This window comes from Azospirillum argentinense, assembly GCF_000632475.1.
Classification (GTDB): domain Bacteria; phylum Pseudomonadota; class Alphaproteobacteria; order Azospirillales; family Azospirillaceae; genus Azospirillum; species Azospirillum baldaniorum.
The window spans coordinates 352,757-368,152 of record NZ_CP007797.1 but is presented as its reverse complement, the minus strand read 5'-3'; the positions used below and the strand labels follow the sequence as shown (position 1 = coordinate 368,152).

At 69.3% G+C, this 15,396-nt stretch carries 14 protein-coding genes; 5 read left to right on the top strand and 9 right to left on the bottom strand.

The window, feature by feature from the left end; genetic code table 11:
• The first annotated feature begins 30 nt into the window (after nucleotides 1-30).
• The 5 genes from ABAZ39_RS30935 to yjfF all read left to right on the top strand — a co-directional run bounded on the left by ABAZ39_RS30935 (nucleotide 31) and on the right by yjfF (nucleotide 6,386).
• Nucleotides 31-1,611, top strand: a complete 1,581-nt coding sequence (locus ABAZ39_RS30935; RefSeq protein WP_081863489.1) for an aldehyde dehydrogenase (NADP(+)) — start codon at nucleotides 31-33, stop codon at nucleotides 1,609-1,611.
• A 193-nt stretch (nucleotides 1,612-1,804) separates the two neighbouring features.
• Nucleotides 1,805-2,770 carry a galactofuranose ABC transporter, galactofuranose-binding protein YtfQ gene (gene ytfQ, locus ABAZ39_RS30930; protein ID WP_040138170.1) on the top strand — a complete coding sequence of 322 codons (966 nt, stop codon included), beginning with the start codon at nucleotides 1,805-1,807 and terminating at the stop codon, nucleotides 2,768-2,770.
• A 37-nt stretch (nucleotides 2,771-2,807) separates the two neighbouring features.
• The gene (gene ytfR, locus ABAZ39_RS30925; RefSeq protein WP_040138169.1) at nucleotides 2,808-4,358 is read left to right on the top strand and encodes a galactofuranose ABC transporter, ATP-binding protein YtfR; all 1,551 of its coding nucleotides are present in this window, start codon (nucleotides 2,808-2,810) and stop codon (nucleotides 4,356-4,358) included.
• A complete protein-coding gene (locus ABAZ39_RS30920; RefSeq protein ID WP_040138168.1) occupies nucleotides 4,355-5,404 on the top strand; it encodes an ABC transporter permease in 1,050 nt (349 codons plus the stop codon). The genes ytfR and ABAZ39_RS30920 overlap by 4 nt, the downstream gene beginning before the upstream one ends.
• A gap of 4 nt (nucleotides 5,405-5,408) precedes the next feature.
• On the top strand, nucleotides 5,409-6,386 hold the full coding sequence (yjfF, locus tag ABAZ39_RS30915) for a galactofuranose ABC transporter, permease protein YjfF (RefSeq protein ID WP_040138167.1): 978 nt from the start codon (nucleotides 5,409-5,411) through the stop codon (nucleotides 6,384-6,386).
• Nucleotides 6,387-6,392: 6 nt separating this feature from the next.
• On the opposite strand, the gene pth is transcribed toward yjfF, so the two are convergent.
• From pth to ABAZ39_RS30870, 9 genes are all read right to left on the bottom strand, one after another.
• Nucleotides 6,393-6,968, bottom strand: coding sequence for an aminoacyl-tRNA hydrolase (gene pth / locus ABAZ39_RS30910; RefSeq protein ID WP_040138166.1), 576 nt, complete (start codon nucleotides 6,966-6,968; stop codon nucleotides 6,393-6,395).
• An 89-nt stretch (nucleotides 6,969-7,057) separates the two neighbouring features.
• Nucleotides 7,058-7,669 carry a 50S ribosomal protein L25/general stress protein Ctc gene (locus ABAZ39_RS30905; RefSeq protein WP_014199936.1) on the bottom strand — a complete coding sequence of 204 codons (612 nt, stop codon included), beginning with the start codon at nucleotides 7,667-7,669 and terminating at the stop codon, nucleotides 7,058-7,060.
• 198 nt (nucleotides 7,670-7,867) lie between these two features.
• The gene (locus tag ABAZ39_RS30900) at nucleotides 7,868-8,803 is read right to left on the bottom strand and encodes a ribose-phosphate pyrophosphokinase (RefSeq protein WP_014199935.1); all 936 of its coding nucleotides are present in this window, start codon (nucleotides 8,801-8,803) and stop codon (nucleotides 7,868-7,870) included.
• A gap of 199 nt (nucleotides 8,804-9,002) precedes the next feature.
• Entirely contained in the window at nucleotides 9,003-9,482 is a 480-nt protein-coding gene (locus ABAZ39_RS30895; protein WP_040138165.1) for a bacteriohemerythrin, read from the bottom strand.
• Between the two features lie 119 nt (nucleotides 9,483-9,601).
• Nucleotides 9,602-10,369, bottom strand: a complete 768-nt coding sequence (gene pgeF, locus ABAZ39_RS30890) for a peptidoglycan editing factor PgeF (protein WP_040138163.1) — start codon at nucleotides 10,367-10,369, stop codon at nucleotides 9,602-9,604.
• A 31-nt stretch (nucleotides 10,370-10,400) separates the two neighbouring features.
• Nucleotides 10,401-11,531, bottom strand: a complete 1,131-nt coding sequence (locus ABAZ39_RS30885; protein WP_040138161.1) for a class I SAM-dependent methyltransferase — start codon at nucleotides 11,529-11,531, stop codon at nucleotides 10,401-10,403.
• A 17-nt stretch (nucleotides 11,532-11,548) separates the two neighbouring features.
• Nucleotides 11,549-12,355 (bottom strand): prolipoprotein diacylglyceryl transferase, encoded by an 807-nt coding sequence (gene lgt, locus ABAZ39_RS30880; RefSeq protein ID WP_040138159.1) that lies wholly within the window; start codon nucleotides 12,353-12,355, stop codon nucleotides 11,549-11,551.
• A gap of 60 nt (nucleotides 12,356-12,415) precedes the next feature.
• Nucleotides 12,416-13,402, bottom strand: coding sequence for an ADP-glyceromanno-heptose 6-epimerase (gene rfaD / locus ABAZ39_RS30875; protein WP_040138157.1), 987 nt, complete (start codon nucleotides 13,400-13,402; stop codon nucleotides 12,416-12,418).
• A gap of 123 nt (nucleotides 13,403-13,525) precedes the next feature.
• Nucleotides 13,526-15,226, bottom strand: a complete 1,701-nt coding sequence (locus ABAZ39_RS30870; protein ID WP_040138411.1) for a long-chain-fatty-acid--CoA ligase — start codon at nucleotides 15,224-15,226, stop codon at nucleotides 13,526-13,528.
• Nucleotides 15,227-15,396 lie beyond the last annotated feature (170 nt).

Genomic DNA, 15,396 nt, shown 5'->3' with positions numbered 1-15,396 from the left:
GCCACCCCTCGCCAAACCGGGAGACCCATGATGACCATCACCGGCGAGATGCTGATCGGCGCCGAGTGCCACCGCGGGATCGACGGCGCTTTCCGCGCCGTCGATCCCGCCACCGGCGCGGAACTGGAGCCGGTCTTCGGCGGTGGCGGGGCGGCGGAGGTCGAGCGCGCCTGCGCGCTGGCCTGGGCCGCCTTCGACGCCTTTCGCGAGACCGGGCTGGAGGCGCGAGCCGCCTTCCTGGAAACCATTGCCGCGAACATCCTCGATCTCGGCGACGCGCTGATCGTCCGCGGCATGGCCGAGAGCGGCCTACCGCGCCCGCGGCTGGAGGGGGAGCGGGGCCGCACGGTCGGCCAGCTCCGCCTGTTCGCCCAGACGGTGCGCGAGGGCGGCTGGCTGGAGGCCCGCATCGACCCGGCCCAGCCGGAGCGCAAGCCGCTGCCGCGCCCCGACGTCCGGCAGCGCCACATCCCACTCGGCCCGGTCGCGGTGTTCGGCGCGTCGAACTTCCCGCTGGCCTTTTCGGTGGCCGGCGGCGACACCGCGTCGGCCCTTGCCGCCGGCTGCCCGGTGGTGGTCAAGGGCCATTCCGCCCATCCCGGCACGTCGGAGCTGGTCGGCCGGGCCATCCGGGCGGCGGTGGCCTCCTGCGGACTGCCTGAGGGCGTCTTCTCGCTGCTGTTCGGCGTCGGCAACCCCATCGGAACGGCGCTGGTGTCCGACCCGCGCATCAGGGCGGTGGGCTTCACCGGCTCGCGCGGCGGCGGCCTCGCTTTGATGGAAGCGGCGGCCCGACGGCCCGAACCCATCCCGGTCTACGCGGAGATGAGCAGCATCAACCCGGTCTTCCTGATGCCGGCGGCGCTGGCGGCGCGGGCCGAGGCGCTGGGCAAGGGCTTCGTGGCGTCCCTGACCATGGGCGCCGGCCAGTTCTGCACCAACCCCGGCATCCTGCTGGGCGTCGACGGGCCGGACCTCGACCGCTTCGTGGCCGCCGCGGTGAACGCGCTGGGCGGCAGCGCCGCCTCGACCATGCTGACCCCAAGTATCCACGCCGCCTATGATTCGGGGGTGGCGCGGCTGTCCGGCAGCGCCGCCGTGGCGACGCTCGCCCGCGGGCTGGCCTGTTCCGGCCCGAACCAGGCGCAGGCCGCCCTGTTCGGCACGACGGCCGACGCCTTCCTCGCCGACACGGCCTTGCAGGACGAGGTGTTCGGGGCGGCGTCGCTGCTGATCCGTTGCCCGGACGTCGCGGCGATGCGGACCGTCGCCGAGCGGCTGGAGGGCCAGCTCACCGCGACCGTGCAGATGGAGCCGGCGGACGGCGCCGCCGTGGCCGCCCTGCTGCCGACGCTGGAGCGCAAGGCGGGGCGCATCCTGGCCAATGGCTGGCCGACCGGCGTCGAGGTCTGCCACGCCATGGTGCATGGCGGCCCCTTCCCGGCGACCTCGGACAGCCGGACCACCTCGGTCGGCACCTTGGCGATCCGGCGCTTCCTGCGCCCGGTCTGCTACCAGGACATTCCCGTCGCCCTGCTGCCGGAGGCGCTGCGCGACGGCAACCCGCTCGGCCTGTGGCGGCGGATCGACGGCGCGCCCGCCCAAGCCTGAGAAAAGGACGGGCGTGAGGGAAGGACCGGCAACGCATTGCCCGCATCGGGCGATCATGTCGGTTTCGGTATCGCTTCGGTCGAGAATCGTATTGGACAGATATGGTTTTCGGCGCCTAATGTTTGCGCAACGAACAGATGCGAACGGGCGCCGCCCGGATCGATGACAAGACACCCCAGGGGAGTGAAACGGTATGTCCAGGACATGGCTGATCTCCGCCGCCGCCGCCGCGGCCTTGTTGATCGGGCTCGGCGGTGCGCAGGCCGCCGACAAGAAGCTGGTGGTCGGCTTCTCGCAGATCGGCTCGGAATCGGGCTGGCGCGCCGCCGAGACCAAGACCGCCAAGACGGAGGCCGAGAAGCGCGGGATCGACCTGAAGATCTCCGACGCCCAGCAGAAGCAGGAGAACCAGATCAAGGCCGTGCGCTCTTTCGTCGCCCAGGGCGTGGACGCCATCTTCATCGCCCCCGTGGTGGCGACCGGCTGGGATTCGGTGCTGAAGGAGGCCAAGGAGGCGAAGATCCCCGTCGTCCTGCTCGACCGCCAGATCGAGACCCGGGACCCCGGCCTCTACATGACCGCCGTCACCTCCGACACGGTGCTTGAGGGCCGGGTCGCCGGCGAGTGGCTGGCCAAGCAGACCGGCGGCACCTGCAACGTGGTCGAACTCCAGGGCACCGTCGGCTCCTCCCCCGCCATCAACCGCAAGAAGGGCTTCGACGAGGTCGTCGCCAAGAATCCCGGCATGAAGATCGTCCGCACCCAGTCCGGCGACTTCACCCGCGCCAAGGGCAAGGAGGTGATGGAGAGCTTCATCAAGGCGGAGAACGGCGGCAAGGGCATCTGCGCGGTCTACGCCCACAACGACGACATGGCGGTCGGCGCCATCCAGGCGATCAAGGAGGCCGGGCTGAAGCCGGGCAAGGACATCCTGGTCGTGTCCATCGACGGCGTGCCCGACATCTTCAAAGCGATGGCCGAGGGCGAGGCCAACGCGACCGTGGAACTGACCCCGAACATGGCCGGCCCGGCCTTCGACGCGCTGGTCGCCTTCAAGAAGGATGGCAAGGCGCCGCCGAAGTGGATCCAGACGGAGTCGGCCCTGTTCACCCCGGACACCGCCAAGGCCGAGTACGAACGCCGCAAGGACGCCTACTGACCCGGCCGTCCCACGGAACCGCCGGCGAGGCCCCCGCATGACGGACTCCACCCTCACCGCGTCCCCGCCGCTTCTGGCGATCCGCGGCCTGTCCAAGGCTTTCCTGGGCGTCCAGGCGCTCGACGGCGTGGATTTCACCGTGCGCCACGGCGAGATCCACGCGCTGCTCGGCGAGAACGGCGCCGGCAAGTCGACGCTGATCAAGACGCTGACCGGCGTCTACCAGCGCGACGCCGGCACCGTGACGCTGGAGGGGCGGGCCATCGCCCCCCGCGGCGTGGAGGAGGCGCAGCGCCTGCACATCGGCACCGTCTATCAGGAGGTGAACCTGCTGCCGAACCTGTCGGTGGCGGAGAACCTGTTCCTCGGCCGGCAGCCGATGCGGTTCGGTCTGGTCGACCGTGGCGCCATGCGGCGGCGGGCGCGGGCGGTGCTGATCCCCTACGGCCTGACCCTCGACGTGACGGCGCCGCTCGGCCGCTTCTCGGTGGCGACGCAGCAGATCGTCGCCATCGCCCGCGCGGTGGACATGTCGGCCAAGGTGCTGATCCTCGACGAGCCGACCGCCAGCCTCGACGCGCAGGAGGTGGCGGTCCTGTTCAAGGTGATGCGGACCCTGCGCTCGCGCGGCATCGGCATCGTCTTCGTCACCCATTTCCTCGATCAGGTCTACGCGCTGTGCGACCGCATCACCGTGCTGCGCAACGGCCGTCTGGTGGGGGAGCGGCGCACCGCGGAGCTGCCGCGCCTCGACCTCGTCGCCATGATGCTGGGGCGGGAGCTGGAAGCGGCGGCCCACCGCATCGCCCCGCCGGCCGACGACGGGGAGGAGGACGCCCGGCCGCCGCTGGTCCGCTTCCGCGGCTACGGCAAGGCGCGCAGCGTCGAGCCCTTCGACCTCGCCATCCGCCCCGGCGAGGTGGTGGGGCTCGCCGGGCTCCTCGGCTCCGGCCGGACGGAGACGGCGCGGCTGGTCTTCGGCATGGACCGCGCCGACCGCGGCGAGGCGGCGGTGGACGGTCAAGCGGTGCGGCTGCGCGGTCCGCGCGACGCCATCCGGCTTGGCTTCGGCTTCTGCCCGGAGGACCGCAAGAAGGAGGGCATCGTCGGCGCGCTGTCGGTGCGCGAGAACATCATCCTGGCGCTCCAGGCCCGCCAGGGCTGGCTGCGGCCGATCCCGCGCCGCCGCCAGGAGGAGATCGCCGACCGCTTCATTCGCCTGCTCGACATCCGCACGCCCCACGCCGAGCAGCCGATCCAGCTCCTGTCCGGCGGCAACCAGCAGAAGGCGCTGCTCGCCCGCTGGCTGGCGACCGAGCCGCGCCTGCTGATTCTCGACGAGCCGACGCGCGGCATCGACGTCGGCGCCCACGCCGAGATCATCCGCCTGATCGAGCGGCTGTACGCCGACGGCATGGCCCTGCTGGTCGTCTCGTCGGAGCTGGAGGAGATCGTCGCCTACAGCCGCCGCGTCGTCGTGCTGCGCGACCGCCGCCACGTGGCGGAGCTGAGGGGAGGGGAGGTCGCCGTGGACCGCATCGTCGCCGCCATCGCGTCGGAGTCCGCTCCCGTGGAGCCGCGCCCATGACGCGGTCGGCCCCCGGCCCGTCGCGCAACCTGCCGCAATACGGCGCGCTCGCCGCCGTGCTGCTGGCCAACTGGCTGCTCTTCCCCGACTTCTTTTCCATCCGCCTGCAGGACGGCCGGCTGTTCGGCAGCCTGATCGACGTGCTGAACCGTGGTGCCCCGGTGGCGCTGCTCGCCATCGGCATGACCATGGTCATCGCCATCCGCGGCGTCGACCTGTCGGTGGGCGCGGTGATGGCAATCTCCGGCGCGGTCGCCGCCACCCTGACCCAGGCGGGCTGGGGGTTGCTCCCGGTGCTCGCGGCGTCGCTGGCGGCCGGCCTGCTCTGCGGCCTGTGGAACGGGCTTCTGGTGGCGGTCCTGCGCATCCAGCCGATCGTCGCCACCCTGATCCTGATGGTCGCCGGCCGCGGCATCGCCCAACTGGTCACCGAGGGGCAGATCGTCACCTTCACCAGCCCCGGCCTCGCCTTCATCGGCAGCGGGTCGTTCCTGACCGTGCCGATGCCGGTGGTCATCACCGCCGTCCTGCTGGGGGCGACCGCGCTGCTGGTCCGGACGACCGCGCTGGGGCTGATGATCGAGGCGGTCGGCGTCAACCGGCTGTCCAGCGCCGGGGCGGGCGTCAACACGCCGGTCGTGCTGATCGCCGTCTATGTCTGGTGCGGCCTGTGCGCCGCGGTCGCCGGTCTGGTGGTCGCCGCCGACATCCGCGGCGCCGACGCCAACAACGCCGGTCTGTGGCTGGAGCTGGACGCCATCCTGGCGGTGGTGGTCGGCGGCACGTCCCTGCTCGGCGGCCGGTTCGGGCTGCTGCTATCGGTGGTGGGCGCGCTGATCCTCCAAGCGATGAACACCGGCATCCTGCTGAGCGGTTTCAAGCCGGAGTTCAACCTGATCGTCAAGGCGGGCGTCCTGATGGTCGTCCTGCTGCTGCAGTCGCCGACCCTGACGCTGTTCCTGCCGCGTCCGGCACCCCGGCCCGTCCGGGCGTCGACACCGCCACGGGCCAAGCCCGAGAGCCGAAGCCCGAGCGCGGGAACGTGACGCCATGATCCACCGCTTCCTTCCCCTGCTGGTGACCAGCGCCGTCCTAGTGGTCGGCTTCCTGCTCTGCGCCGCGCAGTTCCCCAACTTCGCCTCGCTGCGGGTCGTCGGCAACCTGCTGACCGACAACGCCTTCCTCGGCATCACCGCGGTCGGCATGACCTTCGTGATCCTGTCGGGCGGCATCGACCTGTCGGTGGGGGCGGTGATCGGCTTCACCACGGTGCTGCTGGCGGTGCTGATCGAGCAGGGCGGCTGGCACCCCGTCTCCGCCTTCGCGGTGGCGCTGGCGGTGGCCGGCGGCTTCGGCGCGGCGATGGGCGCCGTCATCCATGTCTTCCAGATGCCGCCCTTCATCGTCACGCTGGCCGGCATGTTCGTCGCCCGCGGCCTCGGCTTCGTGCTGAGCACCGATTCCATTCCGATCAACCACCCGCTCTACGCCGAACTGGGCGACTGGGCGCTGCGTTTCGACGGCGGGGGCAAGCTGACGCTGCCGGCGCTGCTGATGCTGGGGGTGGTGGCCGCCGCGGTGGTCTGCGCCCACTGGACGCGCTTCGGCGCCAACCTCTACGCGCTGGGCGGCAACCGCCAGTCGGCGGAGCTGATGGGCGTGCCGGTCGGCCGCACGACGGTGGCGGTCTACGCCCTGTCGGGGCTGCTGGCTGGGTTGGCCGGGATCGTCTTCTCGCTCTACACCGGGGCCGGCTATTCGCTGGCGGCGACCGGGGTGGAGCTGGACACCATCACCGCGGTGGTGATCGGCGGCACGCAGTTGACCGGCGGCTACGGCTATGTGATCGGCACCTTCATCGGCGTGCTGATCCAGGGGCTGATCCAGACTTACATCACCTTCGACGGCAGCCTGAGCAGCTGGTGGACGAAGATCGCCATCGGCGTCCTGCTGTTCGTCTTCATCCTGCTGCAGAAGGGCCTGCTGGCGGTCTGGACCGGCCGCGGCGGCGCCCCGGCGGAGGCGTAACCCCGTCTACTTGGTGGGCGCGGTCGCCAGGATGACCTTGTTCATGAAATTTTCGGCCTGCCCCTTCACGACCAGCGGGAAGGCGTCGGCAACGGCGTCGATCAGCGGGTCGAGCCAGCTCTGCTCGGCCTTGGCGAAGTCGTGGAGGACATAGCCGCTGACCCGGTCCTTGTCGCCGGGATGGCCGATGCCCAGGCGGATGCGCCAGTACTCCTTGCCGAGATGCGCGTCGATGGAGCGCAGGCCGTTGTGCCCGCCATGCCCGCCGCCCTTCTTCACCCGGATCTTGCCGGGCGGCAGGTCCAGCTCGTCATGGATGACGACGACGTCCTCGGGCTTCATCTTGAAGAACTGCACGGCCGCGGTGACCGACTGGCCGGACAGGTTCATGAAGGTCAGCGGTTCCAGGGCGATCACCTTCTCGCCGCCGATCGTGCCCTCGGCGGTCTGACCCTGGAAGCGTTTGCGCCAGGGGCCGAAGCCGTGGCGGCGGGCGATCTCCTCCACCGCCATGAAGCCGATGTTGTGCCGGTTGCGCACGTACTCGGCGCCAGGGTTGCCCAATCCCACCAGCAGCAGCATGGCGCATTCTCCTCATCTCGAAACAGCGTAGGCCGGAAACGAAACAGGGGGCCGAAGCCCCCTGTCGCAACCCCAAAGGCGGCTTCCGATCAGGAAGCGGCGGCCTCGGTGGCTTCGCCCTCTTCGGACTTCAGGCCCGACGGGGCGACGATCGTGGCGATCGTGAAGTCGCGGTCGGTGATGGTCGAGGCGACACCCTCCGGCAGCTTCACCGAAGAGATGTGGATCGAATCGCCGACGTCGTAGCCCTCGCAGGAGATCGTGATCTGCTCCGGGATGTTGCCGGCGGAGACGGTCACGTCCAGCTCGTGGCGGACGATGTTGAGCACGCCGCCGCGCTTCAGGCCCGGCGACTTCTCCTGGTCGACGAACTCGACCGGAACCTGCACGGTGGTGCGGGTTTCGGCGGAGACGCGCAGGAAGTCGACGTGCAGCGGGACGTCGGTGACCGGATGGAACTGCACGTCGCGCGGCAGGACCCGGTGGGTGGCGCCATCGACGGTGACGTCGAACAGGTGCGTGAAGAAGCCCGCCTGGTTCAGAACACGGGTGAACGTGAACTTCTCCAGCGAAATCATAATGGGGGCCTGCTTGCCACCGTAGATCACGGCCGGGATACGGCCATCACGACGGGTCTGGCGGGCGGTCCCCTTGCCGGCCCGGTCGCGCGCTTCGGCGCTGAGCGGAACGATCTGCGTCATCGGAAGAACTCCTTGAACGGAAAAAAGCGCCAGCCTCCAGGGGTGCTGACGCGTGGGCGCGGTGATTAAGCCATGCGGGGCGCGGCGTCAAGGACAGAGTCCGGAAACGCCCGGATGGCCCTTATGAAAAGATGACGCCCATGAAAAAAGCCCTTCCCCCGCGAAGGGGAAGGGCTTTTCGCGTGTGGTCCGGCGCCGTTACGAGAACAGGCTCGACACCGAACGCTCCTCGCTGATGCGGGTGATCGCGTCGGCGAGCAGCGGGGCGATGGTGAGCTGGCGGATGTTGCGGGACACGCGCACGGCCTCGGTCGCCTGGATGCTGTCGGTGGTGACGAGCTGCTCCAGCGGCGACACGGCCACGCGGGCCACCGCACCGCCGGACAGGACGCCGTGGGTGCAATAGGCGTGGACCGACTTCGCGCCGGCGTCCATCAGGGCGACCGCGGCGTTGCACAGCGTGCCGCCCGAATCCACGATGTCGTCGAGCAGGATGCAGCGGCGGTTCTTGACGTCGCCGATGATGTTCATCACCTCCGACACGCCGGCGCGCTCACGCCGCTTGTCGATGATGGCGAGATCGGCGTCCAGCCGCTTGGCCAGCGAGCGGGCGCGCACCACGCCGCCGACGTCGGGCGACACCATCGTCACCTCGCCGATGTCCTCGAAGGTCGCGCGGATGTCCTTCTCGAACACCGGGGCGGCCATCAGGTTGTCGGTCGGGATGTCGAAGAAGCCCTGGATCTGGCCCGCGTGCAGGTCCATGGTCAGCACGCGGTTGGCGCCGGCCTGGGTGATCAGGTTGGCGACCAGCTTGGCCGAGATCGGCGTGCGCGGGCCGGTCTTGCGGTCCTGGCGCGCATAGCCGTAGTAGGGGAGGACCGCCGTGATGCGCCGGGCCGACCCGCGACGCAGGGCGTCGATGGTGACCAGCAGCTCCATCAGGTTGTCGTTGGCCGGGAACGACGTCGACTGGACCACGAACACGTCTTCGCCGCGCACGTTCTCCAGGATTTCGACGAACACCTCCATGTCCGAAAAACGGCGGATGCTCGCTTTGGTCAGCGGCACGCCGAGACAGGTGGAGATGGCCTCGGCCAGCGGACGGTTGCTGTTGCCGGCAAGCACCTTCATCGCAGTCGGCTCTCTCTGCAGGGAATAGGTTCCGGTGCGCCCGTCAGTCCCTTGCCGACGCCGCCCCTTGAAAACGCGGCGGACCATAACAAAGGGGCGCACCTATGTAAACGTTCCATGACGGGCGGTTCAAGACGCCGCAGCCAGCCGGCCCTGCGATTCCCGCATGGCGCAAGCGTGGCGGCAGGACGCCTGCGCATCACCGCACGGCGAACTTCGCAAGGTGCGATTTCATGGGCAGATCGGCCTTCACGAAATGGTCGAAGAACCAGAACTGCAGAAGCTCGTCCGCCTTGGCCTTCACATAGCTGTATTCGAAGGCCGACTCCTCGGCGTCCACCTGCCCGATGATGTCGTCCAGAAGGGTGGCCAGCCGGCGGTGCTGCGCCCGGTGTTCCTCCAGATGCGGGTAGCGCATGGAGGCCTGGACCCGCTCCTCCCGCAGGAAGTGGCGGACCGAGACGCGGCGCAGCTCGTTCAGCAGGGCCAGCGCCGGCTTGCGCTCCGCTTCCTCACCCGGCAAGGCGACGAAGCGGCGGATCAGTTCGTGCTGCATCCGGTGATCGGCGTCCAGCCCGCCGTTGTCGAGCACCATCCGCGCGCTGCGCCAATCGCTTCGCCCGTCGCCGCCCCGCCCATCGGCCCGATGCGTGTCTTCCCGGTGCGCGTCCATCGTCATGCCGGCGTCTCCCTCTCCGGAATGCCCTCACCCTTGAGAATCGATCTTACCCGAAATGGGTCGTATCGCAATCAGTCAGAGGTAAGAACAAATTTCGGGCGGGAACTTTTCTGTCGTGTTCAGCCCTGAAGGACGATGGCCGAGAGGCCGCGCCCATAGTCCTTCTCACCACGCAGGCAGGACCGGCGGTAGCTGAAGAAGCGGTCCTCCTCGACCACCGTGTCGTTGGGGCAGCGCTGGATGATCTGCACCCCGGTATCGCCCAGGCGGCGGGTGATGTAGCCGGCCAGATCGAACAGGAAATGATCCAGGCGGCGGGCCGGCGCGAAATAATCGCGGTTGCGCGGGTCTTCCGACAGGAAGGGGGCGGGGAATTCAGGCCCGACTTCGTAGGAGCGCTGGGCGATGCAGGGGCCGATGGCGGCGACGATGCGGTTGCGCTTGGCGCCCAGTTCTTCCATCCGCGCGATGGTTGCCTCCAGCACGCCGCCCTTGGCGCCCTTCCAGCCGGCGTGGGCGGCGCCGATGACGCGGGCCTTCTCGTCGGCGAACAGCACCGGGGCGCAGTCGGCGGTGAGGATGCCCAGCGCGATGCCCGGACGGTCGGTCGCCATGGCGTCGGCGTGGGGCGCCTGATCGGGCGTCCAAGGCTCGGTGACCGCGACGCAGGTCGGGCTGTGCACCTGATAGCAGGTGACGAGCCGCTCCGGCGGGACGTCCATGCGGGCCGCGGCGCGCGCGCGGTTCTCCGCCACGGCGGCGGGCGCGTCCCCGGAGCCGAAGCCGACGTTCAGCGAGGCGTACAGCCCCGTCGACACGCCACCGGTGCGGGTGAAGAAGGCGTGTCGGATGTGGGTGATGTCGTTCAGCGCGCCAAGCGTAATCACGAACCCGTCCCTTTGCTGTCGCGGTCTCTTGTTAATTTGCCAGATCCGGGCTTTCGAAGCCCGCCGGAGGCCCCAGGCCGGGGGAGGCGAGGGCCAGAACCTTGAAGAGGGTGCCCATTTGGTCGGGCCCGATCAAGCGGGCCAGTGCGGAGTCGATGTCCGCGGTCTGCATCGCCGTGGCGCTGCGCTTCAGCGCGGCGGCGCGCGGCTGGATGCCCAGCCGGACCAGCCAGTCGCGCTGGTCCACCGGACCGAAGCTCTCCGCCCCGCCCTCGCGGGCCGCGGCGGCGATGGCGGCGAAATCCACATGGGCGGTCAGGTCGGCCTCGCCCGGCGCGTCGAGCACCGGGGCGTAGGCGTGGCGGCGCAGCGCCTGGAGCGTGTCGCCGACCGCCGGACCGCCGCGGTAGCCGTAGTCGATCACCAGCGCCGCGCCGGGGTGGGCGGCCAGACGCTCCCCGATCACGCGGGCCACCGCCTGGGAGGCCGGGGAGACCTCGACCACGCTGCCCTCCGGCGCGTCGCGCAGGGCAGGTGGAATCAGCCGGGCGCCGGCGCTGCCGAAGGCCTCCAGGACGAAGCGGAAGCGGGGCGTTTCGGCGGGAGCCGCAGTGTCGATGTCGATCAGCCGCTCGAACCAGCCGTGGTTGGTCTTCTGGACCTGACGGATGGGCAGGGCGTCGAAGAACTCGTTGGCGAGGATCAGGGTCGGGCCTTCGGGCACATCCTTCAGCCGGTCGTGCCAAGCGACCGGAGTGCCGGCCAGGGTTTCCTTCTGGCGGGCGCGAAGCGTCGGGCTGGTCTCCACCAGATGGACCTGGGCGGCCTCACGGAAGGCGGGAACCAGCGCGGCGGCGCGCAGGGCGTCCTGCATCAGCGTGCCGCGGCCCGGCCCCAGCTCCACCAGATGGAAGGGGGCGGGGCCGCCCAGCCGCGCCCAGGTATCGACGCACCACAGCCCGGCCAGCTCGCCGAACATCTGGCTGATTTCCGGGGCGGTGGTGAAGTCGCCGGACACGCCGAAGGGGTCCTGGCGCATGTAGTAGCCAAAGCGCGGATGCCCCAGCGCCTCCGCCATGAAGGCGGCGACCGACAGCGGCCCGTCCATCAGGATGCGGCGGGCGAGGTGGCGGGCGAGGCTGTCCGGGGCGGCATCACTCATGACGGTACCTTCCGAACTCAGACGGCGGCGGGGCGGCGGCGGGCCTGGGCGACCAGCCACACACCGAACAGAACCATCGGCACCGACAGAAGTTGTCCCATCGTCGCCCCGGCATAGAGGAATCCGAGCTGCGCGTCCGGCTCGCGGAAGAACTCCGCGATGATGCGCGACAGGCCGTAGCCGATGAAGAAGATACCCGCCGTCATGCCGGCCCGCCCGCGCACGGCGGGCATCCGCACCAGGATGGCCAGGAGGACGAACAGCACCGCCCCCTCCAGGAAGGCTTCATAGAGCTGGCTGGGGTGCCGTGGCACCTGCAGCGGGTCGCGCGGGAACACCACCGCCCAGGACACGTCGGGCGCCGGGCGGCCGTACAGCTCGCCGTTGATGAAGTTGGCGATGCGGCCGAAGAACAGCCCGATGGGGGCCGCCGCGGCGATCAGGTCGCCGAAGGCCAGCGGCGACAGGCCGCGCTTCCAACAGAACAGCAGGATCGCGCCCAACACGCCGATCAGACCGCCGTGGAAGGACATCCCGCCGTGCCAGACCATCAGCGCGTCGAGCGGATTCTGGAGGTAGAAGGGCAGGTTGTAGAACAGCACGTAGCCGATCCGCCCGCCCAGGATGACGCCGACCACGGCCCAGGTCAGGAAGTCGTCGTAATCCTCCGCCGAGGGGCGGCCGGGCGTGCGGCGGGCCAGCGCCAGGCAGTAGCGCCAGCCGAGCACGAAGCCTGCCAGATAGGCGAGCGCGTACCAGCGGATGACGATCGGCCCGAGTTCGAACGCCACGGGGTCGATGGCGGGGAAGGCGATGGCGAGCATGCGCGGCGGGTGCCTTATGTTGTTTCGGCGTTTCCCCCGTCGATGGGGGAGGCGGAACCGTCAGCGGTAGGGGTCGGGCTGCGACAGGAAATCCTGGACGTAGCGGCGCACGCCCTCTTCCAGCTCGGTGAAGGGCTGCTCGAACCCGGCGGCGCGCAGGCGTTCGGTGCGCGCCTCGGTGAAATACTGGTATTTGCCCTGAAGCTCGGCCGGCATGTCGAAATACTCGACGCGCGGCTCCAGCCCCAGAGCGGCGAAGGTGGCGAGCGCCAGGTCCTTGAAGCTGCGGGCCTTGCCGGTGCCGACGTTGAACAGCCCGCTGACCTGCGGGTTGTCGTAGAGCCACAGCATCACCGCCACGCAGTCGTCGACGAAGATGAAGTCGCGGAGCTGTCCGCCGTCCTCGAACTCCGGGCGGTGCGACTTGAACAGGCGCGCCGGCTCGCCGGCCTTGAGCTTGGGGTGCAACTTGGCGACGACACTCATCATGTCGTCCTTGTGCCGCTCGTTCGGGCCGTAGACGTTGAAGAACTTCAGGCCCGCCCATTGCGGCGGCACGATGTCGCCCTCCGTTACCACGCGGGCGACGCGGCGGTCGATCAGGTGCTTGGACCAGCCATAGGCGTTGAGCGGGCGCAGGGTCGCCAGCGCCCCCGGCGACCCGTCGTCGTCGAAGCCGGCGGAGCCGTCGCCGTAGGTCGCGGCGGACGAGGCGTAGATCAGCCGCGCCCCTCGCCAGGAGGACCAGCGCCACAGGTCGAGCGTCAGCGCCACGTTGTTGGCGACGATCTTGTCCACGTCGCGTTCCGTCGTCGCCGAGATGGCGCCGAGGTGGAAGATCACGTCGATCTCGGCGGCGTGCTGGTCGAGGAAGGCCAGCGCGTTCTCCGGAGCGACGAGGGTGGCGAGTTCCCGCTTGGCGAGATTCTGCCACTTCTCCCCGTCGCCGAAGCGGTCGATCACCGCGACGTTGGTGATCCCGCGCGCGGCCAGGGCCGCCACGAGGTTCGAGCCGATGAAACCGGCCCCACCGGTGACCACGATCATGCGCTTTTCCTTGCCGCCGGACCGAAAGAAAGGACGAGCGTCCTTATAGGGTCCGGGGGGCGGGGCCGCAAGGTGGGGTGGGGCGTATGGCCACCCTGCGGTTCCGGAAGGGCGCGCGGTGCCTTACGAGCCCTTCCGCCGCTCCGCCTCCTCGTCGAGCAGGGCCTTGCGCGACAGCTTGCCGATCATCGTCTTGGGCAGTTCGCCGCGGAACTCGACCGCCTTGGGCATCTCGATGGGGGAGAGCTTGTCCTTGAGGAAGTCGATCAGTTCCTCGCGCGTCAGGGTCTTGCCGTCGTCGACGCGGATGTAGGCCTTCACCGTCTGGCCGCGGTACTCGTCGGGCAGTCCGGCGACCACGCATTCGGCGATGGCGGGGTGCAGGTAGATCGCCTCCTCCACGTTGCGCGGGTAGACGTTGAAGCCGCTGCACAGGATCATGTCCTTGATGCGGTCGACGATGTGGGTGTAGCCGTCCTCGTCCATGTAGCCGACGTCGCCGGTGTGCAGCCGGCCGTCCACCAGGGTCAGCGCCGTTTCCGACGGCTTGTTCCAGTAGCCTTTCATCACCTGCGGACCGCGGATGCACACCTCGCCCTTCTCGCCGATGGGCAGGACGCGGCGCGGCTCCTCCAGGCTGACGATCTCGATCAGCGTGCCGGGCAGGGGCAGGCCGATGGAGCCGGCCTTGTTCAGCCCGGTTATCGGATTCGCGGTGGCGACGGGGGAGGATTCGGACAGGCCGTAGCCCTCCACCAGGACGCAGCCGGTGTTCCGCTCGAACGCCTCCTTGACCTCCACCGGCAGGGGAGCACCGCCCGACAGGCAGTAGCGGATCGAGGAAAGGTCGTATTTCTCCAGATGCTTGTGGTGGTTGATCGCCGTGTAGATGGTCGGCACCGCCGGGAACAGCGTCGGCTTCTTGGCGTGGATGGTCTCCATCACCTGGTCCAGCTCGAAGCGGGGCAGCATGACGATCTCCGCCCCGATGCGGATGCTGAAGTTCATCACCACGGTCATGGCGAAGACGTGGAAGAAGGGCAGCACGCCCAGCATCCGCTCCTCCCCCTGCCGCGCGCCGACGAACCACAGGCCGCACTGCTCGGTGTTGGCGAACAGGTTGGCGTGGGTCAGCATGGCGCCCTTGGGCACGCCGGTGGTGCCGCCGGTGTATTGCAGCACCGCCACGTCCTCCGCCGGGTCGATGGCGACCGGCTTCGGGGCGCCGTCGTTGGCGACGAGGCGGCGAAAGGACAGGTGGCGGTCGTCCGCGGGGATGCGCGCGACCTCCGCCCGCTTCACGATGGGGAACAGCCAGTTCTTGGGAAAGGGCAGGATATCGGCCATCGGGCAGACCACCAGCCGCTTCAGCCCCGATTCGGCGAGCATCCGCGCCATCTTGCCGTAAAGCACCGTGAGATCGAGCGTGACCATCAGCTCGACGCCGCTGTCGGTGATCTGGTGGTGCAGTTCCCGCTCGGCGTAGAGGGGGTTGAAGTTCACCACCGTCCCGCCGGCCTTCAGGATCGCGAAGTAGCAGATCACGTAATAGGGTGTGTTGGGCAGGAACAACCCGACGCGCACGCCCTTGCCGACGCCAATCGCCTGGAAGCCGCGGGCGGCGCGGTCCACCATCCGCGCCACCTCCGCGTAGGTCGAGCGTTTGCCCATGAAATCCAGGAAGGGCCGCTCCGCGAAACGGGCCGCCGCGTCCTCCAACAGCGCGGTCAGCGGTTTCACCGGAAGCGGCGCGTTCCAGTCCACGTCGGGCGGGTAGCCCAGGGTCCAGCTCTGGTCCGGCAATTTGCGGGCCGCATCCCCCATCATCGTCGTCCCTCCCATGTTCGATTCTTGTTTGTTCGGCCCCGGTGCCCGTTCGGGCTTGTTCCAATCAGGTTCGGGGGCCTTTGGCTCATAGTAGCCCTTTTTGTAACCCGTCATCCGGAGAAATGGTCCCTGTGACGGTGCCGCCGCCAGAGGCAAAGGGCGGTTGT